This is a genomic window from Geodermatophilus sp. SYSU D00742 (genome assembly GCF_054049935.1).
Map to the genome: position 1 here is coordinate 18685 of NZ_JBJGYJ010000004.1, position 21234 is coordinate 39918.

Below are 21234 nucleotides of genomic sequence, written 5' to 3' on the forward strand. Positions count from 1 at the left end.
CGCGCTATCCGCGCCGTGGCCCCCCACCCGGCGCGAACCGGGCGCGCAGACCCCGGACGAGCAGGTCCAGGCCGAACTCGAAGGTCGTCCCGTGCGGCTCGCCGAGCGCCTCGGTGATCGCGGCGAGCAGCACCGGGTGGTCGGCGAGGACGTCGGCCCGCAGGGCGTCGGCGTCCGCGTCGTCGGCCGCCGGCAGCGGGGTGCTGCGGCTGCGCTCGGCCTCCGCCTGCCACTCGGTGGTGCTGCCGATCACGTAGGAGCCGATCGCGAACAGCGTGTGCTGGGCCTGCCCGGGCGTGAGCCCCGCGTCGACCAGGACGGCCAGGGACCGCTCGATCCGCTCCAGGCTCTCCCGGCCCGGCCGGTTGCCGGCGAGCACGCGTGGGGCGTCGCGGGTGGCCACGAGCGCGGCGAACATCCGCCGGGCGTCCTCCCGGAGCCACTCCCACCACGGCTGGCCCGGCTCCGGCGGCGGGTGGTCGACGCCGGCCCGGCGGAACAGCTCCTCGGCCATGAGGTCCATCAGCTGCCGCTTGTTCTCGACGTGCCAGTAGAGCGTCGGTCCGGCCACCCCGAGGCGCGCGGCCACGCGCCGGAAGGACACCGACTCCAGGCCGCCGTCGGCCAGCAGGGCCAGCGCCGCGTCGACGACGGCCTCGCGGGTCACGCGGGGCCGCTCCGCCGGATTCACGCTTGACACCCTAACGGTGTTAGAGAACCGTGCTCGCCGTGTCCGACGCGGTGGGGGACCCGGCCATCGAGGTGGCCGGGCTGACGAAGACGTACAGGAGCGGTGACTCCGTCGTCGAGGCGGTCAGGGGCATCGACCTCCGGGTCGAGGCCGGCCAGACCTACGGCTTCCTGGGCCCCAACGGGGCGGGGAAGTCCACGACCATCGAGATGCTCTGCACCATCCGGAACCCCACCTCGGGCACCGCCCGGGTCGCCGGGTTCGACGTCGTCCGCGAGCGCGACCGGGTGCGGCGGCGGATCGGGCTGGTGTTCCAGCAGCAGACGCTGGACCTGCAGCTCACCGCCGAGCAGAACCTCCGCTTCCACGCCGAGCTGTACGGGCTGGCCCGGGCCGAGGCCGACCGCCGCATCGCCGAGGTGCTGGAGATGGTCGCCCTGGCCGACCGCCGGTCGGACACGGTGCAGCGCTTCTCCGGGGGGATGAAGCGCCGGCTGGAGATCGCCCGCGGCCTGGTCCACGCCCCGCAGGTGCTCTTCCTGGACGAGCCCACCATCGGGCTGGACCCGCAGACCCGCGCCGCGATCTGGCAGTACCTGCACGACCTGCGCCGCACGACGGAGATCACCGTGTTCGTCACGACGCACTACATGGACGAGGCCGAGCACTGCGACCGCATCGCGATCATGGACCACGGCGAGGTCGTCGTCGAGGACACCCCGGAGGCGCTGAAGTCCAGCATCGGCACCGACCGCATCGCCCTGCGCACCGACGACGACGAGCTGGCCATCGCCCGTGTCCGGGAGCGACTGGGCATCGAGGCCGGCATCCACGAGGGGCAGGTGACCCTGGCCGTCGCCGAGGGCGCGCAGGTCGTCCCCCGGCTGTTCACCGAGCTCGGCGTCGGCATCCGGTCGGTGACCGTCACCCGGCCCAGCCTCGATGACGTCTTCCTGACCTACACCGGCCGCACCATCCGCGACTCCGAGGGCGCCGGCCCCGCCGGCTCCCTGTTCACCGGGAGGCGATGACGTGACCGACTCCGTCGACGAGGACGACATGACGATGCCGAACGCCACCGCCCGGGACACCACCCCCGCCGCCGCGCCGCTGCGCGAGGTGCGCAGCGACCTGGCCCACGAGCTGCGCGCCACCTGGGTCGTCATGCGCCGGGAGCTGATCCGGCTGCGTCAGGACAGGGCGCGGATCCTGACCATGCTGCTGCAGCCGGTGCTGTTCATCTTCGTGATGGGCACGGGGCTGTCCAGCATCATCGACACCGGCGGCGGCACCAGCTTCCAGGCCTTCCTCTTCCCCGGCGTGCTGGCGACCTCGGTGCTCTTCACCGCCGCGTTCGCCGGCATCTCCCTGGTCTGGGACCGGGAGTTCGGCTTCCTGCGGGAGATGATGGTCGCGCCCATCTCCCGCAGCGCGATCATCTGGGGCAAGTGCCTCGGCGGTGCCGCCGTCGCGACCGTGCAGAGCCTGGTGCTCCTGGCCCTGGTCGGCACGGTCGGGATCCCCTACGCGCCGATCCTGCTGCTGCAGCTGGTCGGCTGCCTGTTCCTCGGCTCGCTGCTGCTCACCGCGCTCGGCGTGCTGCTGTCCACCCGGATCAAGACCATCCAGACGGCGATGCCGGTGAGCCAGCTGCTGATCATGCCGATGATGTTCCTGTCGGGGGCGCTGTTCCCCGTCTCCGGGCTGCCCGACTGGCTCGCCGTCCTGACGCGGCTCAACCCGCTCACCTACGTCGTCCAGCCGATGCGGCACCTCACGCTGGAGCACCTGTCGCTGTCGGCCGCCGAGCAGGAGCGGCTGGTGCCCGTGCTCACCTGGTTCGGGTGGGAGGTGCCGGTCGGCGTCCAGCTGCTGACGGTCGCCGTCATCACGCTGGGCCTGGTCGCCCTGGCGGCACGGGTCTTCAAGACCACGGAGTAGGAGGAGGACCCCGTCGCCCGCCGGCACCCGCAGGCTCGCGGCGGCCCTGCGCGGGAACCGCCCGGACGGGGCCTCCCTAGGCTGCTCCGGTGACCTCCCTCGCCGGTGCCGTCTGGCCGGACCTGCCCGAGCGCCCGCTGCTCCTGGTGCCGCTCGGCGCGGTGGAGCAGCACGGCCACCACCTGCCCCTGGCCACCGACACGACGGTCGCCTGCACGGTCGCCGACGCGGCGGCCGGCGACCTGGACGGCGCCCTGCTGGCCCCCGCCCTGGCGTACGGGGCCAGCGGTGAGCACGAGGGCTTCCCCGGCACCGTCTCGATCGGCACGGCGGCGCTCACCGGCCTCCTCACCGAGTACGGCCGCTCGGCCTGCCGGTGGGCCGGTCGGCTCGTGCTGGTCAACGGGCACGGCGGCAACCTCGACGCGTTGCGGGCGTCGGTCGCGGTGCTGCGCTCGGAGGGGCGGGACGTCGGCTGGTTCCCCTGCGGTGTGCCCGGTGCCGACGCGCACGCCGGGCGCACCGAGACCTCGCTGATGTTGCACGTGGAACCGGCGCTCGTGCGGTCCGACCGGGCGGTCGCCGGGGACACCACCCCGATCGCCGAGCTGCTGCCGCGGCTGCGCGCGGAGGGGGTGCACGGGGTGAGCCCCACCGGGGTGCTCGGCGACCCGGCGGGCGCCTCGGCCGAGGAGGGGGCCACGCTGCTCGCCGCGATGGCGGGCCGGCTCACCGCCGCCGTCCGGGCATGGGACGTCGACCCCACCGGGCGGCTGCGCGGCTAGCTGGGGACGAGGGGCTGCGGCCGGGGACGCCGCCCGCGTCCACCGTCTCCCCGGGCGCTCTCCGGACGGTCGTTATGGTCGCGGGCATGGCAACGCCCGAGGGATGGCTCGTCGTCGTCGACTACCAGGAGGTCTTCCGCGACACCTCCTCGCCGTGGACCACGCCGCGCTTCGACGAGATCCGCCCGCGCATCCGGTCGCTGGTGGAGGCCTTCGGCGAGCGCGTGGTCTTCACCCGGTTCGTCGTGCCGGAGGAGCCGACGGGTGCCTGGGTCGACTACTACAAGGAGTACTCCTACTTCACCGAGCCGCACGCCATCCCGCTGTTCCAGCTCGCGGAGGACCCCGGCGGCCTCCCCGTGGTCGACGCCCCGACCTTCGGCAAGTGGGTGCCCGGAGTGGTGGAGCGGGTCGGCGAGGGGCCGGTCACGGTCGTCGGCGTCGCCACCGACTGCTGCGTGCTCTCCACCGTGCTCCCCGCGGCCGACGCCGGCGTGCCGGTGCGGGTTGTCTCCGACGCCTGCGCGGGCGCCGACGACGAGGCGCACGACGACACCATGCGGATCCTCGGCTGCTACGCGCCCCTGGTCGAGGTGACCACGACCGCGGAGGTCCTCGCGGAGGGATGACGCCCGTTCCCGCGGTCCCCGCGCCGCCCCCGGACCGGCTCCCCGACGGCTTCGCCGTCCGGCTGGACCCGCGGACCCGGCGTCGGGACGGCGGGACGGCGCTGCTCGGCGGCTCCCCGCTCCGCCTGCTCCGCCTGCTGCCGAGGGCCCGGGGCCTGCTGCGCGGCGACCGGCTCGTCGTCCGGGACGCCGCGACCGCCGCCCTCGCCGCCCGGCTGCTCGACGCGGGCCTCGCCCACCCGGACCTCGCCGGTATCGCGGCGGCCGACCTCACCGTCGTCGTCCCGGTCAAGGACCGCCCCGCCGAGGTCGACCGGCTGCTGACCGCGCTGCGGGCCGACCCCGGCACGGCCCCCGCGCCGGTGGTCGTGGTGGACGACGGCTCCGCCGACCCCGCCGCGCTCGCGCGGACGGTGGCCCGGCACGGCGCCCGGGTGCTGCGGCACGAGGTGAGTCGCGGCCCGGCCGCCGCCCGCAACGCCGGGCTGGCCGCGGCGACCACCGACCTCGTCGCCTTCCTCGACTCCGACTGCGTGCCGCGCCCCGGGTGGACCGGGGTGCTCGTGGGTCACGCCGCCGACCCCCGGCTCGCGCTGGTCGCGCCGCGGATCACCGCGCTCCCTGCTGGCTCGCGAGCCCCCGGGGGGCGCAGGCGGCCGTCGCTGCCCTCGGCGGGGTGGGTGGGCCGCTACGAGGCGGCGGTCAGCGCCCTGGACATGGGGTCGCACCCTGCTCCGGTGGCCGCCGGGACGGCGGTCTCCTACGTGCCCAGCGCCGCGCTGCTGGCCCGCCGCGTGGCCCTCGGTGCGGGGTTCGACGAGTCGATGCGCGTGGCCGAGGACGTCGACCTGGTCTGGCGGCTCACCGCGGCCGGCTGGCGGGTGCGCTACGAGCCCGCGGCCGAGGTCGCCCACGAGCACCCCGCGGCGACCGGCGAGTGGTTGCGCCGCCGCGCCTTCTACGGCACCGGCGCGGCACTGCTGGCCGCCCGGCACGGCGCCGCGGTCGCGCCGGTCGTCGTCTCGCCCTCGTCGGCGCTGGCCCTCGGGCTGGTCCTGACCGGCCGGCGTCCCGCGGTGGCCGCCGCCGGCGGGGTGCTCGCCCTCACCGCCGTCCGGCTGGCCCGCCGACTGGCCCGGCCGGGCGAGCGCCCGCCGCTGGGACTGGCAGCCGTCCTCGTCCTGCGCGGCAGCGCCGCGGCCGGGCGCACCCTGGCCCGCAGCGCGACCCGCCACCACTGGCCGCTGGCGCTCGCCGTCGCTGTGGTGTCCCCGCGCGCCCGGCGGGTCCTGCTCCCGGCCGCCGTCGCCGACGCCGTCCTCGCGTGGTGGCCGCACCGGCGCGTGGTCGGGCCGCTCCGCTTCGCCGCCGCCCGCCGGCTGGAGGACCTCGCCTACGGCGCCGGGCTGTGGGCCGGCGCCGTCCGCGCCCGCGACCCCCGCGCCCTGCTGCCCGCGGCCCCGCCACCGATGAGCCCGGCTCGCCGGTCCGGCTCGTCGCCGCGTCCGACCGCCTGAGGTGCTCCCCGGGGTGGTCCTGGCCCACCCGGCGCGTCCCGGGTCGCCGCCACACCATCAGCCGGGACGCGGCCCGGCCGGGCCGGTCGTGGGCCGCGCAGGCCCTGCCTGGTGGAAAGCCGCACGAGGGGCCACGATGGGCAGGCGATGAGCCCGAGCCCGCGGACGACGCCGTGACCACGGTCAACCCGTGGCTGGCGCTGCCCGAGGGGCGTCCCGACCCCGCCCACACCCACCGGCTCCGGGCCGCGCACGAGGCCCTGGTCACCCGCGGTGGCCGGCCGGCCGGCGACCTGGTCCGCGCCGTGGTCTGGGACTCCTGGCGCCGCAGCCTCGGCAGCGGGGTGGACCCCGACGGGAGCGCACCGCCGGTCGACCTGCTCGACGACGACCTGCTGGCCTACCGCGCCGCACACCCGCTGGCCCCGGTGCTGCCGGTGATCCGCCGGCTGCTCGTCGAGGACGCCGAGGCCGACCGGATGATCGTCGCGGTCACCGACGCGGCCGGCCGGATGCTGTGGGTGGAGGGCGACCGGCGGCTGCGGTCACGGGCCGAGACCATGAACTTCGTCGAGGGTGCCCGCTGGGCGGAGGAGGTCGCCGGCACCAACGCCCCCGGCACCGCCCTGGCCCTCGACCACGCCGTGCAGATCTACGGCAGCGAGCACTACCGCCGCCCGGTGCAGAACTGGAGCTGCTCGGCCGCGCCGGTGCACGATCCGGTCACCGGCGTCCTGCTCGGGGCCATCGACGTCACCGGCGGCGACCACGTGGCCAGCCCGCACGTGCTCACCCTGGTGCGGGCGACCGTCGCCGCGGTGGAGTCGGAGCTGCGCTGGTTGCACCGTGAGCAGGCCACCCGGCGTCCCGTGCCGCCGGCTCCCCGGCCGGCCGTCCCCCGGCTGGACGTCCTCGGCCGCGAGCGCGCCCGCCTCCGGTTGCCCTCTGGGCCGGTCGAGCTGTCGCTGCGGCACTCCGAGCTCCTGCTGCTGCTCGCCGAGGCGGCCGTCACCGGACGCGGGCGTACCGCCGAGCAGCTCGCCGCCGAGTGCCACGGCGGGGACGCCGCCCCGGTGACCGTGCGGGCGGAGCTGTCGCGCCTGCGCCGGTTGGTTGGCACCGACCTCGTCGGCTCCCGTCCCTACCGGCTGATCGCACCGCTCGAGACCGACCTCGACCAGGTCCGGCGGCTGCTGGGCCGAGGCGCCGTCGGTGCCGCCCTGGAGCGCTACCCCGGTGCGGTGCTGCCGCGCTCGACCGCGCCCGGCGTGGTGACCGCCCGCGAGCGGGTCGCCGCCCTCGTGCGGCAGGCGGTCCTGGCCAGCCGTCGCCCGGAGCTGCTGCTGCGCTACAGCCGCCTGGCCGAGGCACAGGACGACGTCGCGGTGTGGCAGACCTGCCTGGAGTGGCTGCCGCCCGGCGCGCCGCACCGGACCGCGGTCGCCGCCCACCTGCACCGCCTCCGCCGGGCCCCGCGCGGGCCGCTCCGCCTGCACTGAGGGCGGACCCGTCCGCCCGGTGGAGGTGGTCCCTGGTGGGAGGTCTCAGCCGGCGAGGGTGTCGGCGAACAGCGGAACGGCGTTGTCCAGCGCGTACTCGATGCCGAGCGGGGTGCCGCTGGAGAAGGCGCTGACGAGGTCCTGGTCCTCGAGGACCAGGGCGTTGCCCTGCTGGACCGAGGGCAGCGTGCCCCAGACGGGGTTCGAGGTGATCGCGCTGACCTCCACGAAGATCGGGAAGACGACGGTCAGCGGCGCGTCGAGCAGCGACACCTCCTCGTCGCTGACGGGGACGAAGAAGTTGGTGCCGGACAGCTCCTGGACGGCGGGCTTGTTGACGAAGCCGAGCTGCTCCATGAAGTCGACCCGCGAGTCACCGCGGACGTAGGCGCCGAAGCCCTCGGAGGTGTAGGCGGCGACGGCCACCTCGGTGCCGTCGAACTCCGGGTTGCCGGCGGCGGCGTCGGCGAACTGCTGCTGGACGTCGTCCCGGAGCTGCGCCGCCTCGTCCTGCTTGCCCAGGGCCTGGCCCACGAGGTCCAGCTGCTGCTGCCAGGTGGTCTGGTACGGGCCGACGCCCTCGGGCTGGCTGATGGTCGGCGCGATCCGGCGGAGCAGGTCGTAGCGCTCCTGCGTGGCCGCCGACCGGGTGTCGAGGATGAGGTCGGGCTCCAGCGCGGCGATCGCCTCGAGGCTCGGCTCCAGGGTGTCGATCAGCTCCGGGGCCTCGTCGTAGAGCCCCTCGGCCCAGGGGCCGACGCCCTCGCCGCCGAAGCCGAGCCAGTCGCTGGCGCCGACCGGCTGGACCCCGAGGGCCAGCGCCGTCTCCGCGTCGGACCAGCCCAGGGCGACGACGCGAGCCGGCTCCTCCTCGACGGTGACGTCGCCGAAGGCGGTGGGCACGGTCACCGGGAACGCGCCGGAGGACGCGCCGGAGGCCCCGCCCGAGGGCGCCGCGGCGTCGCCGTCGTCCGCCGGGTCGGAGCTGCAGCTGGTGGCCAGGACGGCGACGGCGAGCAGTGCGGCGCCACGCAGGGCGGATCGGGAACGCATCGGGACTCCTCGGTGCGACGATAGGACAGCCTCACCTAACACCTGCGGTGTCGCGGCGGGGCCGCGGGGGTCGCGCGGAGCCTCTGCAACGGCGCTGCAACGTTGCGCCGCCGGCGCGGCTCGGGACGACGCGCCCGCATCGTCTCCGCAGGCGCGGCCGTCGACGCCCGATCGTTCCGCTGGTGCGGAACCGCGTACCCCGGTCGTGCGGGTAAGCGTGGCCTAAGTCACTCCCGCGTTGCCAGACTCCCGCTCAGGTGGCTCTGCCACACGAACCCCTGCAACGAAGCGGAGGATCCGTGACACAGATCAACGTGCGGGTCGACGGGGTGTCCTACACCGACGACGTCGAGCCGCGGACCCTGCTCGTCCACTACCTGCGGGAACAACTCGGCAAGGTGGGCACGGTCGTCGGCTGCGACACGAGCAACTGCGGTGCGTGCACCGTGCACCTCGACGGCGCGGCCGTGAAGTCCTGCACCGTGTTGGCCGTGCAGGCCGACGGTGGCGAGGTGACGACCATCGAGGGGATCGCCCGGGACGGCGTCCTGCACCCCGTGCAGAAGGCCTTCCACGAGATGCACGGCCTGCAGTGCGGCTACTGCACCCCCGGGATGATCATGGCCTCGATCGACCTGCTGAAGGAGAACCCGCACCCCAGCGAGACCGAGGTCCGCGAGGGCATCGAGGGCAACCTCTGCCGCTGCACCGGCTACCAGAACATCGTCCGCGCGGTGCAGCAGGCCGCCGGTGAGATGGCCGGCTCCGCCCCGGCCGCCGAGACGACGGGAGCGCAGGCATGACCGTCACCGAGGACGCCGCCGACCTGGCCCCCGCCAAGGAGGTCGGCAAGGCCCGCCGCCGCAAGGAGGACGCCCGGCTCATCACCGGCCGGACGACGTGGACCGACAACATGGTCCTGCCCGGGATGCTGCACCTCACCGTCGTCCGCAGCCCCGTGGCGCACGCCAAGATCACCGGCATCGACGTCTCGGCCGCGCAGCAGGCCCCCGGCGTGGTCGCCGTCTTCACCGGCCGGGACTTCGCCGAGGAACAGGGCTCCATCCCCTGCGCCTGGCCGGTGACGCCGGACATGGTCAACCCGGGCCACCCCTCGATCGCCGTCGAGGAGGTCAACCACGTCGGGGAGGCCGTCGCCGTCATCGTCGCCCGCAGCCGGACCGCCGCCGCCGACGCCCTGGAGCTCGTCGACGTCGACTACGACCTGCTGCCTCCGGTGCTGGACATGGAGGAGGCGGTCAAGGGCGAGGCGGACCTCTGTCACGACCACCTCGAGTCCAACACCGCCTACCACTTCGTCTTCGACGCGGGCGAGGCCGGCACCGGCGCCGACACCGAGCAGGCGTTCGCCGACGCCGACGTCGTGGTCAGCCGCCGCTTCGTCAACCAACGGCTGATCCCGGCCTTCATGGAGCCGCGCTCGGTGGTCGTCCAGCCCCAGGGCGACAACTACACCATGTGGTCGGCCACCCAGATCCCGCACGTGCTGCGGGTGATGCTGGCGATGGTCACCGGCGTCCCGGAGCACAAGCTGCGGGTCGTCGCCCCCGACGTCGGCGGGGGCTTCGGCGGCAAGCTGCAGGTCAACCCGGAGGAGGTCATCGCCCTCCTGGTGGCCCGTCGCCTGGGCAAGCCGGTCAAGTGGACCGAGACCCGCAGCGAGTCGCTGATGACCGCCCACCACGGCCGCGACCAGATCCAGTACATCGACATCGCCGCCGACCGCGAGGGCACCATCAAGGGCCTGCGCTGCCGGATCCTCGCCGACATGGGCGCCTACCTGCGGCTGATCACCCCCGGCGTGCCGGCGCTCGGCGCGTTCATGTTCCCCGGGATCTACAAGTTCCCCGCCTACCGGTTCGAGTGCGACGGCGTCTTCACCAACAAGGTGCCCACCGATGCCTACCGCGGCGCCGGCCGCCCGGAGGCGACCTTCGCCGTCGAGCGGATCATGGACGAGCTCGCCGTCGAGCTCGGGATGGACCCGTTGGAGCTGCGGCGGAAGAACTGGATCAAGGCCCAGGAGTTCCCGTTCACCACCGTGGCCGGCCTGGAGTACGACAGCGGCGACTACGACGCGGCCACGCAGCAGGCGCTGGAGCTCATCGGCTACGACGAGCTGCGCGCCGAGCAGCGCCGCCGGCGCGAGTCGAACGACCCCGTCCAGCTCGGCATCGGGTTCTCCACCTTCACCGAGATGTGCGGCCTGGCACCCTCCCGCGTGCTCGGCTCGCTGTCCTACGGGGCCGGCGGCTGGGAGTCGGCGTCGATCCGGATGCTGCCGACCGGCAAGGTCGAGGTCGTCACCGGGTCGACGCCGCACGGCCAGGGCCACGAGACGGCGTGGAGCCAGCTGGTCGCCGACCAGCTCGGGGTCCCGTTCGAGGACGTCGAGGTGCTGCACGGGGACACCGCGGTGGCCCCCAAGGGCATGGACACCTACGGCTCCCGGTCCCTGGTGGTCGGCGGCACGGCGGTGGTCAAGGCGGCGGAGAAGGTGGTGGCCAAGGCCCGCAAGGTCGCCGCGCACCTGCTGGAGGCCAGCGAGGACGACCTGGAGTTCGCCGACGGCAAGTTCTCCGTCCGTGGCACGCCGGGCACGAGCATGGGCATCCAGGAGGTCGCCCTGGCGGTCTTCGCCGCGCACAACTACCCGGAGGACGTCGAGCCCTCGATCGACGCCGACGCCACCTACGACCCGGTGAACTTCTCCTTCCCCCACGGCACGCACATCTGCGCCATGGAGGTCGACACCGAGACCGGGATGGTGAAGATCCGCAAGTACGCCTCCGTGGACGACGTCGGGACGATCGTCAACCCGCTCATCGTCGAGGGCCAGATCCACGGCGGGCTGGCGCAGGGCATCGCCCAGGCGCTCTACGAGGAGGCCGTGTACGACGCCGACGGCAACCTCACCACCGGCACGTTCGTCGACTACCTCGTGCCGTCGGCGGCCGACCTGCCGCACTTCGACACCGGCAACACGGTGCACGCCGCGCCGGGCAACCCCATCGGCGCCAAGGGCGTCGGCGAGGCCGGCTGCATCGCCAGCACCCCCGCCGTGGTCAACGCCGCGCTCGACGCCGTCCGTCACCTCGGCGTCAGCGACCTGCGCATGCCGCTGACCCCCGAGCGGGTGTGGCGGGCGATCCACCAGGGCGGGGACGGCGGCGGTCGCGCCACCGCCGGGACCGTCGCCTGGGGCGGGGCGCAGACCGAGACCACCGCCGGCGTCTCCACCCCGCAGTCGTCGCTCGGGGGTGACCGGTGATCCGCCGACACGACGAAGGAGTAGAGCCGTGATCCCCGCTCCGTTCGCATACGCCCGGCCGACGACCGTCGACGAGGCCCTGCGGGCCATCGCCGACGGCGGCGAGGACGTCAAGATCATGGCCGGTGGCCAGTCGCTGATCCCGGTCATGCGGCTGCGTCTGGCCGCGCCGGAGACGGTCGTCGACCTGTCCCGGGTCGCCGAGATGCGCGGCGTCCGGGACGACGGCGACGCGATCGTCATCGGCGCCATGACCACGCACCACGACGTGCTGGTCGACCCGCTGATCGCGCAGCACGCGCCGCTGATCGCCGAGGCGACCGAGACCGTGGCGGACCGGCAGGTGCGGGCACGGGGCACCTTCGGCGGGGCGCTGGCCCACGCCGACCCGGCCGGTGACCTGCCGGCGGTGGCCCTGGCCCTGGACGCCGAGTTCGTGGTCGTGGGCCCCGGCGGCACCCGGCGCACCGTGCCGGCGGGGGACTTCTTCGTCGACTACCTCACCACCGCGCTGGAGGAGGGGGAGCTGCTCGTCGAGATCCGCGTCCCCAAGCTGGCCGGCGAGTGGGGCATGCGCTACGAGAAGTTCAACCGGGTGGCGCAGGCCTGGTCGATCGTCGCGGTCGCCGCGGCGGTCCGCAGGGAGGACGGGCACATCGCGGAGGCCCGCATCGGGCTGACGAACATGGGCCCGACACCGCTGCGCGCCCGGGCGGCCGAGGCGGCCCTCGCCGGGGTGGCGGCCAGCGCGGACGCCATCGCGGCGGCCGCGCGGGCGGCTGCGGAGGGCACCAGCCCGAGCAGCGACCTCAACGCCCAGGCCGACTACCGGCAGCACCTGGCCCAGGTGCTGACTCGTCGTGCGGTGACCGCCGCCGCCGGGTTGTAGCGTCGGTCACCCGCCCCCCGTACCGCCCAGTCCACTCGGCCGGCCCGCCCCTCGGGGGGCGGACCGGCCGAGCCACGTAGCCCCAGGAGGTCGCACCGTGCAGTTGGAGAACTCGTTCACCGTCCCCGTGCCCATCGACGAGGCCTGGCGGGTGCTGCTGGACATCGAGCGGATCGCCCCGTGCATGCCCGGCGCCGCGCTCGACTCGGTCACCGGCGATGAGTTCACCGGCCGGGTGAAGGTCAAGCTCGGCCCGATCAACCTCACCTACCAGGGCAAGGCGTCCTTCGTGGAGAAGGACGAGGCCTCGCACCGGGCCGTCATCGACGGCCGCGGCAAGGACCAGCGCGGCAACGGCACCGCGGCCGCGTTGATCACTGCCCAGCTCAAGGAGGAGGGGTCCGTCACGCGGGTCGACGTCCTCACCGACCTCAACATCACCGGCCGGCCCGCCCAGTTCGGTCGTGGCGTCATGACCGACGTCGGCAACAAGCTGCTCGGCCAGTTCGCCGACAAGCTGGCCGCGCAGCTCGGTGCCGGTGACGCGGCGACGGCCCCGACGCAGGCCGCGGCCGCGACCACCCCGCCGGCCCCCGGGGCCGCGGCGACCGCCGCGGGCGCGGTCGAGGAGGTGGCCGCGGCGGCCGAGGCGTCGACCAGCGCCGCCCCGGTGGAGAAGGCCGCTGCCGCGGCCAGGCAGGCGGCCGCCTCCGCAGCGGACAAGGCCGCCGGCGAGCCGACGTCGGTGACCACCCCGGTGGGCCCGGCCGCGACCGCGGCCTCCACCCCGGCGGAGCCGGCCACCGCCGCTCCCGGCGCTGCGGCGCCGACCACCGCGGGCACGACCACCCCGGCCGGCCCGGCCGCGACGCCGACCAGCACCCCGGCCCGGGCGGCCCAGGCCGAGCCGGAGCCGATCGACCTGCTCGAGGTCGCCGGCGGCGCGGCGATGGCCCGGTACGCGACGCCGCTGGCCGGTGTCGCCGCGGTGCTGCTGGTGGTGGCGCTCGTCGTGCGCCGGCGTCGCCGCCGCTGACCCGGCACGGGTGGGGTCGCCGGGCAGGTCAGCCGACGACCCCACCCAGGCCGTCGACGGCCGCCGCCGCCACGACGTCGGGGGCGGCCTCGAGCGCGTGGTCGCCGGGGACGGCGTAGACCGAGGCGCCGCCGCGGCCGTCGAGCACGGCCGCGACGTCCTCGGGCCGGCCGAAGGCGTCGCGCTCGCCCTGCACCACGACCAGGGGGACGTCGACGGCGGTCAGTTCGCCGGCCCGGCTCTGCTCCGGCTTCCCCGGGGGGTGCAGCGGGAACGCCAGGCACAGCACCGCCGCGGCCTCCTGCTCCGCCGCCGTCCGGCAGGCCACCCGGGCCCCGGCGCTGCGGCCGCCGAGCACGAGCGGCCCGGTCAGGCGGCCGCCGTCCCGCAGCGCGTCCAGGACGGCCGCCCAGGCGAGGTCCAGCCGCGGCGGGGCCGGCGCGATCCGCCTGCCCGCCACCCGCCAGGGCTGCTCCACACGCAGCACCCGCCAGCCGGCGGCCGCCGCGGACGTCGTGACGGCGACCAGGTCGGCCGACCCGATGCCGCCGCCGGCGCCGTGGCCCAGCACCAGGGTGCCGACCGTGCCGTCGGCCGGCTCGGTGGCGGTGACCCGGGCCGGTCCGAGCGGGGTCGGCAGCTCGGTCACCGGGGCAGGGCCAGCAGCGCGTCCACGGCGCCGGCCAGGTCGCCGGCCACGAGCGCGGTCGGGTCGTACACCCCGGGGTAGGCCCGCTCGCCGCGGGGGAACCAGGCGGCGGACAGGCCCGCCCGCAGCGCCCCGTGCACGTCCCAGGCGTGGGCGGCGACCAGCGCCAGCCGCTGAGGGGCCACGTCGCAGGCGCCGGCCGCCCACAGGTAGACCTCGCGGGCGGGCTTCCAGGCCCGGATCACCTCGCTGGACAGCGACCGCTCCACCAGCGGCGCGATCCCGCCGCGCTCGAGGCCGGCCTCGGCGACGCCGGGGGAGCCGTGGGTGAGGGTCACCGCCCGGACACCGGCCGCGGTGAGCCGGCGCAGCGCGGGCTCCACGTCGGGGTGCGGTGCCAGCTCGAGGAACGCGTCGGCGACCCGGCCGCGGTCGTCGTCGGAGAGGTCGCTCGCCTGGGCGAGGGCGGCGTCGAAGGCGTCCCGGAACCGGCACCAGGTGCCGGCGGCCGCGGTGGCGAACCCGGTGAGGAGGGTCCGCGCGAAGACCGTGCCGAGCAGGTCGGCGGGCTGGCCGAGCTCGACCAGGGCGGCCCGCACGGGCGCCAGGTCGAGCAGCGTCTCGTTGACGTCGAACGCGACGACCTCCGGACGGCGGAGGGGGCCGCTCACGCCTGCGGCCGCTCGGCGTCGTCGGCCGCGGCCCGGTCGGCCGTGGTGCGGCCGGCCTCGCTGCGGGCGCGCCGGTGCCGACGGACGTCCTGGAACCGCTTGTGGACCAGCCACGCGAGCCCGAGGGCGACGACGGCGACGACGGCGTAGTCCAGGTACTTGAGGTTGTCGCGGACGAAGTCGCCGGCCGCGACGCCCAGCCCGATGAGCAGGCTGTTCCAGATGAGGCTGCCGCCGGCGGTGAAGAGGAGGAACTGGCCGAACGGCATGCGCACGACGCCGGCCGGCACCGAGATGAAGCTGCGCACGATGGGCACCATGCGGCCGAAGAAGACCGCCGAGCGCCCGTGCCGCTCGAACCAGGCGAAGGTCTTGTCGACGTCCGCGGTCTCCACCAGCGGCAGCCGGTCGAGGAAGGCGTGCGAGCGGCGCGGACCCAGCGCCCGACCCACGTGGTAGAAGAAGATCGCGCCGAGGACCGAACCGATGGTGGCGCACAGGACCACCGGGACGATCGACATGCGGCCCTCGTTGATGAGCACGCCGGCCGCGCCGAGCACGGCCTCGCTCGGGATGGGCGGGATGACCGTCTCGGCGAGGATGGACAGCCCCACGCCGATCGGCCCCAGCTTCTCCACCAGGTCGAGCAGGAAGCCGGTGATCCCGCCTTCGTCGGATGCGGCGGCGGCGAGGAACGACATGGGTCCCACGGTAACGGCGCGGTCACGGGAGGGCCTGGAGCGGCAGGGGTAGCTTCGCCACTCATGCGCCAGCGCTTCACCGCCCGGGCCGTCGTCGTGGGGGACCGGGCCGGCACGGTGGTCCCCGACGCGGTGGTCGACGTCGCCGACGGCTCGATCTCGTGGGTCGGCCCCGCGGCGGACGCCCCGCCGTCCGGGGACGCCGAGGTGGTCGCCGTCCCCGGGGTGCTGGTGCCGGGGCTGGTCAACACCCACTCGCACGCGCCGATGGTGCTGTTCCGCGGGCAGGCCGAGGGCCTGCCGCTGGAGCGCTGGCTGCGGGAGGTGATCTGGCCGCGGGAGGCCCGGCTGACCGACGACGACGTCGAGGTCGCCATGACCGCGGCGTCGGCGGAGATGCTGCGCGGCGGGGTCACCACCAGCGTGGAGATGTACTTCGCGCCCGAGCGGATCGCCGCCGCCGTCGGCCGGACCGGCGCGCGGGCGGTCGTCGCCACCCCGCTGCTGCCGTTGCCCGGGATGCCGCCGCTGGCCCAGCAGCTGGCCGACGCGGTGTCGCTCGCCGCCCGGGCACCGGGGGACGGCACCGTCGAGTACGGCATCGGGCCGCACGCGGCCTACACGGTCCCGCTCCCGGTCCTGCGGGACGCCGCGGCGGCTGCCCGCGAGCACGGCATGCTGCTGCACCTGCACGTGGCCGAGACCGTCGTCGAGGACGCCGACCTGCTGGCCACCCACGGCCTGTCGACGCCGGCGCTGCTGGCCGCCCACGACGTCCTCGGGGGCCGGGTGCTCGCCGCGCACTGCGTGCACCTCGACGACGGCGACCTGGAGCTGTGGCGCGAGTACGACGTCGCCGTCGCCCACTGCCCGGCCAGCAACGCCAAGCTGGCCAGCGGCATCGCGCCGGTGCGGGCCATGCTCGACCGCGGGATCCGGGTCGGGCTGGGCACCGACGGGCCGGCGTCCAACGACGGGCTGGACCTGCTCGCCGACGTCCGGCTGGCCGCGCAGCTGGTCCGGCTGTCGACCGGGTCGGCGACCGCGCTGCCCGCGGCGGAGGCGTTCTGGCTGGCCACCGGCGCCGCCGCGGACGCGATCGGCCGGCCCGACCTCGGGCAGCTCGAGGCCGGGCGGCGGGCCGACCTGGTGCACGTCGACACCCGGGACCTGCTGTTCGAGCCGGTCGGCGACGTGGAGGACCTGCTCACCCACCTCGTCTGGTCCGGTGCCTCGCGGCTGGTGCGCGACACCTGGGTGGGCGGGCGGCAGGTCGTGCGCGACGGCGTCTGCACCACCGTGGACGCCGAGGCGCTGCGGACCGGGGTGGCCGAGCGCGCCGCGCGGTTGGCCGGCCGCTGACCGAGGGGATCCACGGGCGTGGGGGCTCGGCCCGGCCGGGAACGGCACGGGGTCGCGGTGCGGTCCGGAGGACCGCCGGGTCACGGCCGCAGGGAGATCGTCTCGCCGCGGGTGACGGTGCGGAGCTCGCCGGGGGCGCGGCGCGCGGCGACCTCGCGGACGAAGTCGCCGAGGGGTGACTTGAACCGGTCGTAGTCGTCGAAGTGGACCGGCACGGTGACCGGCGGCTTCAGCAGCTCCACCAGGTCGGCGCCCTGCCGGCCGTCCATCGTGACCGTGACGCCGAGGGCCCTCGTGCCGCCCAGGTGCGGGATGAGCACGTCGAGCGGCCCGCAGCGCTGCAGCACCTCGCCGAGCCACGGCCGGAAGATCGTGTCGCCGCTGATGTAGCCGCGCCAGCTCACCTCGCCCCCGCGCAGCAGCTCCAGCACGCTGCCCATCACCGGCGGCAGCACCTTGGCCAGCGGCCCGGGCCCGTGCACGCCGGGCACCGAGGTGATCCGCAGCGTCTCGCCGTCCCGGGTCAGCTCGTGCCGCTGCCAGGGCGCCAGGTCGAGGGTCGCCCGGAACCCGCGCCGTCCCAGCGCCGCGGCCGCCGCCTGCGTGGTCACCACCGGCGTGTCCTTGTCGAGGGTCCGGGTGGCGATGCGGTCCCAGTGGTCGGCGTGCAGGTGGGACAGCAGGATCGAGTCCAGGGCCGGCAGCTGGGTGGGCAGGAGGGCGGGCTCGGTGAGCCGTCGGGTCCACAGCCCCTTGCCGAGGTAGGCGCGCTGCCCGCGGTGCAGGAAGTTCGGGTCGGTCAGCAGGGTGAACCCGCCGATCCGCAGCAGCGTGGTGGCGTTCCCACCGAAGGTGAGGGTGACGTCGCCGACGGGGGACGGCGGGGACGAGGTCATGCCCCGGCGACTACCCCGGCCGGCCCCCTCCGTGCACATCTCCGGATCTGCCCGGGGCGGGTCCGCGCAGTCGACCGGCGGGGTGTGTCCCGCCCGGCTGGTAGACAGGCCCCGTGGCCGGTTCCCGCGACGTGGATGCGTCCTTCCTCGCCCTCCCGCTCGCCGCGCTGACCGATGCGGCGCTCACCCGCGCGCTCGACCTGGGGTGCGAGCACGCCGACCTGCGCGTGGAGCGGATCCGCACGCAGACGATCAGCCTGCGTGACGCGCGCCCGGAGACCCTGGCCGACGGCGAGGACCTCGGCCTGGCCGTGCGCGTGGTCCACGAGGGCACCTGGGGGTTCGCCGCGGGCGTCGTCCTCACCGCCGCGGAGGCCGTGCGGTTGGCCGAGGAGGCCGTCGCGGTCGCCAGGGTCTCCGCCGCGGTGAACAGCGACCGCGTCGAGCTCGCCCCCGAGCCGGTGTACGCCGACGCCGTCTGGGTCTCCGACTACGACGTCGACCCGTTCGCCGTGCCCGACGCGGAGAAGACCGGCCTGCTCACCGAGCTCTCCGAGCAGCTCCTGGCCGCCGACGGCGTGGAGCACGTGCAGACCGGCTGCACGGCGGTGAAGGAGCAGAAGTACTACGCCGACACCGCCGGCACCCGCACCCGTCAGCAGCGGGTCCGCATCCAGGCCGACCTCACCGCGCTCACCGTCGACCGCAGCACCGGCGCGTTCGAGAGCATGCGCACCCTGGCGCCGCCGGCCGGGCGCGGCTGGGAGTACCTCACCGGCACCGGGTGGGACTGGCGGGGGGAGCTGGCGGAGATCCCCGAGCTGCTGCGGGAGAAGACCAAGGCCCCCTCGGTCGAGGCCGGCCGCCACGACCTCGTCGTCGACCCGTCGAACCTGTGGCTGACCATCCACGAGTCCATCGGCCACGCCACCGAGCTGGACCGGGCACTGGGCTACGAGGCGGCCTACGCCGGCACCTCGTTCGCGACCGTCGACCAGCTCGGCACCCTGCGGTACGGCTCGCCCATCATGAACGTCACCGGCGACCGCACCGCCGAGCACGGGCTGTCCACCGTCGGGTGGGACGACGAGGGCGTGGCCGGCCAGCGGTGGGACATCGTCCGCGACGGCGTCCTCGTGGGCTACCAGGTCGACCGCAACACCGCCCGGCTGGGCAGGATGCCGCGCTCCAACGGCTGCGCCTTCGCCGACTCCCCGCGGCACGTGCCGGTGCAGCGGATGGCCAACGTCTCGCTGCAGCCGGCGCCCGACGGTCCCTCCACCGCCGACGTCATCGCCGGCGTCGAGCGCGGCATCTACGTCGTCGGCGACAAGAGCTGGTCGATCGACATGCAGCGCTACAACTTCCAGTTCACCGGCCAGCGCTTCTACCGCATCCGGAACGGCCGCCTCGCCGGCCAGGTGCGCGACGTCGCGTACCAGGCGACGACGACGGACTTCTGGGGTTCGATGGCCGTCGTCGGCGGCCCGCAGACCTACGTGCTCGGCGGGGCCTTCAACTGTGGCAAGGGCCAGCCCGGTCAGGTCGCCCCGGTCAGCCACGGCTGCCCGGTGGCGCTGTTCGAGAACGTCACCATCCTCAACACGGTCCAGGAGGCAGGCCGATGACGTACGAGCGCCCGCAGGACGTCGTCGAGAAGGCACTGGCCGCCTCCACGGCCGACGGGCAGGTGGCCTTCGTCGTCGAGAGCTCCGAGGCCAACCTCCGGTGGGCGTCGAACAGCCTCACCACCAACGGGTCGATGCGCTCGCGGCAGATCGTCGTCGTCTCCTTCGTCGACGGTGGCGCCGGGATGGCGGCGGGCACCGTGGCGCGCACGGGCAACCCCGACATCGCCGAGCTGGTGGCGGCCAGCGAGCAGGCCGCGCGCGACGCGGGTCCCGCGGAGGACGCGATGCCGCTGGTGTCGGAGACCCCGCCGGGCTCCGGCGACTGGGACGCCGAGCCCGCGCAGACCTCGATCGACGTGTTCGCCGAGTTCGCGCCGGCCCTCGGCCAGGCCTTCGGCGAGGCCCGCGGCCGCGACGAGCGGCTCTTCGGCTACGCCGAGCACGCCCTGTCGACCACGTACCTGGGGACGTCGACCGGTCTGCGGCTGCGGCACGACCAGCCGACGGGCCGGGTGGAGCTCAACGGCAAGAGCGCCGACATGGGCCGCTCGGTCTGGGCCGGCACGGGCACCCGTGACTTCGCCGACGTCTCGGTGGAGGCGCTGGCCGGGGAGGTGGCCCGCAAGCTGGAGTGGTCCCGGCGCCGGGTGGAGCTCCCGGCGGGCCGCTACGAGACGCTGCTGCCGCCGTCCGCCGTCAGCGACCTGATGATCTACGCCTACTGGACGATGGAGGCGCGGGACGCCGACGAGGGCCGCAACGTCTACGCCAAGGCCGGCGGCGGCAACCGGATCGGCGAGCGGCTGGCCGCACTCCCGCTGACCCTGCGCAGCGACCCGTTCGAGCCGGGCCTGGAGGCCTGCCCCTTCCAGGTGGTCAGCGGGTCGTCCGGTTCGGCGTCGGTCTTCGACAACGGGATGGCGACCCCGGCGGTCGACTGGATCGCCGGGGGCGTCCTCAGCAACCTGATCCGGCCGCGGTCGTGGGCGCTGAGGACGACGGCCCCGGCGACGGCCGCCGTCGACAACCTGGTGCTCGAGCTGCCCGGGGCGACCGCCGGTCAGGACGAGATGGTGGCCGCCACCGACCGCGGGCTGTTGCTGACCACGCTCTGGTACATCCGCGAGGTCGACCCCCAGACGCTGCTGCTCACCGGCCTGACCCGCGACGGCGTCTTCCTGGTGGAGGGCGGCGAGGTGACCGGTGCGGTGAACAACTTCCGCTTCAACGAGTCCCCGATCGACCTGCTGGCCCGCATCACCGAGGTGGGGCGCACCGAGCGGACCCTGCCGCGGGAGTGGAACGACTGGTTCACGCGGGCCGCGATGCCGCCGGTGCGGGTGCCGGACTTCAACATGAGCAGCGTGTCGCAGGCGAGCTGACGCCTTCCCCGGGCCACGGTGCCGCGGCGCGCCGACGCGACACGACGGTCAGTGGTCGTGTGCCAACCGTTCCGTCACATCGTTGGCGGATCGTGACCGTGACGTTCCGCAAACGTCCAAATACCCTGAGTCCTGTCGGGATGGCCCGCAGGACCGCGACACAGGCCTCGTACCACCCCGCACACCAGACCAGACGTGGCACGGGCGGTTCCCCCGCGCGGCCACAGACAGGCCCCGCGCGACACCGGGGCCGGTGAGGGGGAGTCCCGTGGCCAGAGGTCAGAAGCCGTCGGTGTTCCAGATCGGTCAGGTCTGGGACGACGGCGACACCGTCGTCGTCGCGGGCTGGGGCCTCGGGCTGTGTGCCGCGGCGTGCGCCTGCCACCGTCACCCGTCCGCGGGCCACCTCTCCATCGCCGAGGACCAGGCCGCGGGTCTGCTCGGCCTGGCCTGCTACCGCGACGGCGGCTGCGACTGCTGCGAGCCGTGGACCGCCGACGAGCTCGGCGCCGTCCTGCGCGATCTCGAGATGGTCACCGGCATCGACGCCCAGGAGCCCCTCGCCGGCTGAGCGGGCGACCCCCGGAGCGGGTCGGCCCGGGGCGGCCCC

The 21234-nt window shown here is 75.1% G+C and carries 20 protein-coding genes; 14 read left to right on the top strand and 6 right to left on the bottom strand.

Features of this window, described 5'->3' with window-relative positions; all coding sequences use genetic code 11:
• Window positions 1–4 precede the first annotated feature (4 nt).
• On the bottom strand, window positions 5–667 hold the full coding sequence (locus ACI78V_RS03860) for a TetR/AcrR family transcriptional regulator C-terminal domain-containing protein (protein ID WP_456849101.1): 663 nt from the start codon (window positions 665–667) through the stop codon (window positions 5–7).
• 62 nt (window positions 668–729) lie between these two features.
• Here ACI78V_RS03860 and ACI78V_RS03865 point away from each other — a divergent pair, with 62 nt between their 5' ends.
• The 6 genes from ACI78V_RS03865 to ACI78V_RS03890 all read left to right on the top strand — a co-directional run bounded on the left by ACI78V_RS03865 (window position 730) and on the right by ACI78V_RS03890 (window position 7062).
• On the top strand, window positions 730–1722 hold the full coding sequence (locus ACI78V_RS03865; RefSeq protein WP_456849103.1) for an ATP-binding cassette domain-containing protein: 993 nt from the start codon (window positions 730–732) through the stop codon (window positions 1720–1722).
• 1 nt (window position 1723) lies between these two features.
• Window positions 1724–2632, top strand: coding sequence for an ABC transporter permease (locus ACI78V_RS03870; protein ID WP_456849105.1), 909 nt, complete (start codon window positions 1724–1726; stop codon window positions 2630–2632).
• 89 nt (window positions 2633–2721) lie between these two features.
• Complete coding sequence (gene mftE / locus ACI78V_RS03875; RefSeq protein WP_456849106.1) at window positions 2722–3417, top strand: mycofactocin biosynthesis peptidyl-dipeptidase MftE; 696 nt, start codon at window positions 2722–2724, stop codon at window positions 3415–3417.
• Between the two features lie 86 nt (window positions 3418–3503).
• The gene (locus tag ACI78V_RS03880; RefSeq protein ID WP_456849108.1) at window positions 3504–4046 is read left to right on the top strand and encodes a cysteine hydrolase family protein; all 543 of its coding nucleotides are present in this window, start codon (window positions 3504–3506) and stop codon (window positions 4044–4046) included.
• Window positions 4043–5563, top strand: coding sequence for a mycofactocin biosynthesis glycosyltransferase MftF (mftF, locus tag ACI78V_RS03885; protein WP_456849110.1), 1521 nt, complete (start codon window positions 4043–4045; stop codon window positions 5561–5563). The genes ACI78V_RS03880 and mftF overlap by 4 nt, the downstream gene beginning before the upstream one ends.
• A 173-nt stretch (window positions 5564–5736) precedes the next feature.
• Entirely contained in the window at window positions 5737–7062 is a 1326-nt protein-coding gene (locus tag ACI78V_RS03890; RefSeq protein WP_456849112.1) for a GAF domain-containing protein, read from the top strand.
• Between the two features lie 45 nt (window positions 7063–7107).
• On the opposite strand, the gene ACI78V_RS03895 is transcribed toward ACI78V_RS03890, so the two are convergent.
• Complete coding sequence (locus ACI78V_RS03895) at window positions 7108–8115, bottom strand: iron-siderophore ABC transporter substrate-binding protein (protein WP_456849114.1); 1008 nt, start codon at window positions 8113–8115, stop codon at window positions 7108–7110.
• Between the two features lie 299 nt (window positions 8116–8414).
• On the opposite strand from ACI78V_RS03895, the gene ACI78V_RS03900 reads away from it, so the two are divergent.
• From ACI78V_RS03900 to ACI78V_RS03915, 4 genes are all read left to right on the top strand, one after another.
• The gene (locus ACI78V_RS03900) at window positions 8415–8918 is read left to right on the top strand and encodes a (2Fe-2S)-binding protein (RefSeq protein ID WP_456849116.1); all 504 of its coding nucleotides are present in this window, start codon (window positions 8415–8417) and stop codon (window positions 8916–8918) included.
• On the top strand, window positions 8915–11407 hold the full coding sequence (locus ACI78V_RS03905) for a xanthine dehydrogenase family protein molybdopterin-binding subunit (protein WP_456849118.1): 2493 nt from the start codon (window positions 8915–8917) through the stop codon (window positions 11405–11407). The genes ACI78V_RS03900 and ACI78V_RS03905 overlap by 4 nt, the downstream gene beginning before the upstream one ends.
• A 28-nt stretch (window positions 11408–11435) precedes the next feature.
• Window positions 11436–12296 carry an FAD binding domain-containing protein gene (locus tag ACI78V_RS03910; protein WP_456849120.1) on the top strand — a complete coding sequence of 287 codons (861 nt, stop codon included), beginning with the start codon at window positions 11436–11438 and terminating at the stop codon, window positions 12294–12296.
• A 97-nt stretch (window positions 12297–12393) separates the two neighbouring features.
• The gene (locus ACI78V_RS03915) at window positions 12394–13332 is read left to right on the top strand and encodes an SRPBCC family protein (RefSeq protein WP_456849122.1); all 939 of its coding nucleotides are present in this window, start codon (window positions 12394–12396) and stop codon (window positions 13330–13332) included.
• A 28-nt stretch (window positions 13333–13360) separates the two neighbouring features.
• On the opposite strand, the gene ACI78V_RS03920 is transcribed toward ACI78V_RS03915, so the two are convergent.
• The 3 genes from ACI78V_RS03920 to ACI78V_RS03930 are packed head-to-tail and all read right to left on the bottom strand — an operon-like array spanning window position 13361 to window position 15353.
• Entirely contained in the window at window positions 13361–13981 is a 621-nt protein-coding gene (locus tag ACI78V_RS03920) for an alpha/beta hydrolase family protein (protein ID WP_456849124.1), read from the bottom strand.
• Complete coding sequence (locus ACI78V_RS03925) at window positions 13978–14652, bottom strand: HAD-IA family hydrolase (RefSeq protein ID WP_456849126.1); 675 nt, start codon at window positions 14650–14652, stop codon at window positions 13978–13980. Before ACI78V_RS03925 ends, ACI78V_RS03920 begins: the two co-directional genes overlap by 4 nt.
• Window positions 14649–15353, bottom strand: coding sequence for a DedA family protein (locus tag ACI78V_RS03930; protein WP_456849128.1), 705 nt, complete (start codon window positions 15351–15353; stop codon window positions 14649–14651). Before ACI78V_RS03930 ends, ACI78V_RS03925 begins: the two co-directional genes overlap by 4 nt.
• Before the next feature lie 63 nt (window positions 15354–15416).
• On the opposite strand from ACI78V_RS03930, the gene ACI78V_RS03935 reads away from it, so the two are divergent.
• Window positions 15417–16715: an amidohydrolase family protein gene (locus tag ACI78V_RS03935; RefSeq protein ID WP_456849130.1), complete on the top strand. Its 1299-nt coding sequence runs from the start codon at window positions 15417–15419 to the stop codon at window positions 16713–16715.
• Between the two features lie 80 nt (window positions 16716–16795).
• Here the strand turns inward: ACI78V_RS03935 and ACI78V_RS03940 are convergent, their stop codons facing one another.
• Window positions 16796–17611 (bottom strand): MBL fold metallo-hydrolase, encoded by an 816-nt coding sequence (locus ACI78V_RS03940; RefSeq protein ID WP_456849132.1) that lies wholly within the window; start codon window positions 17609–17611, stop codon window positions 16796–16798.
• A 113-nt stretch (window positions 17612–17724) separates the two neighbouring features.
• Between ACI78V_RS03940 and ACI78V_RS03945 the strand changes: the two genes are divergently transcribed.
• The 3 genes from ACI78V_RS03945 (at window position 17725) to ACI78V_RS03955 (ending at window position 21195) form a co-directional block, all read left to right on the top strand.
• Window positions 17725–19239 (top strand): TldD/PmbA family protein, encoded by a 1515-nt coding sequence (locus ACI78V_RS03945; protein ID WP_456849133.1) that lies wholly within the window; start codon window positions 17725–17727, stop codon window positions 19237–19239.
• Window positions 19236–20624, top strand: a complete 1389-nt coding sequence (locus tag ACI78V_RS03950; protein ID WP_456849135.1) for a metallopeptidase TldD-related protein — start codon at window positions 19236–19238, stop codon at window positions 20622–20624. Before ACI78V_RS03945 ends, ACI78V_RS03950 begins: the two co-directional genes overlap by 4 nt.
• A gap of 268 nt (window positions 20625–20892) precedes the next feature.
• On the top strand, window positions 20893–21195 hold the full coding sequence (locus ACI78V_RS03955) for a hypothetical protein (RefSeq protein WP_456849137.1): 303 nt from the start codon (window positions 20893–20895) through the stop codon (window positions 21193–21195).
• Window positions 21196–21234 lie beyond the last annotated feature (39 nt).

Bases quoted from the DNA above. Each gene is read 5' to 3' on its own strand.
- ACI78V_RS03880 (WP_456849108.1), top strand. From the start codon at position 3,504: ATGGCAACGCCCGAGGGATGGCTCGTCGTCGTCGACTACCAGGAGGTC.
- mftF (WP_456849110.1), top strand. From the start codon at position 4,043: ATGACGCCCGTTCCCGCGGTCCCCGCGCCGCCCCCGGACCGGCTCCCC.
- ACI78V_RS03895 (WP_456849114.1), bottom strand. From the start codon at position 8,115: ATGCGTTCCCGATCCGCCCTGCGTGGCGCCGCACTGCTCGCCGTCGCC.
- ACI78V_RS03905 (WP_456849118.1), top strand. From the start codon at position 8,915: ATGACCGTCACCGAGGACGCCGCCGACCTGGCCCCCGCCAAGGAGGTC.
- ACI78V_RS03930 (WP_456849128.1), bottom strand. From the start codon at position 15,353: ATGTCGTTCCTCGCCGCCGCCGCATCCGACGAAGGCGGGATCACCGGC.
- ACI78V_RS03935 (WP_456849130.1), top strand. From the start codon at position 15,417: ATGCGCCAGCGCTTCACCGCCCGGGCCGTCGTCGTGGGGGACCGGGCC.
- ACI78V_RS03940 (WP_456849132.1), bottom strand. From the start codon at position 17,611: ATGACCTCGTCCCCGCCGTCCCCCGTCGGCGACGTCACCCTCACCTTC.
- ACI78V_RS03950 (WP_456849135.1), top strand. From the start codon at position 19,236: ATGACGTACGAGCGCCCGCAGGACGTCGTCGAGAAGGCACTGGCCGCC.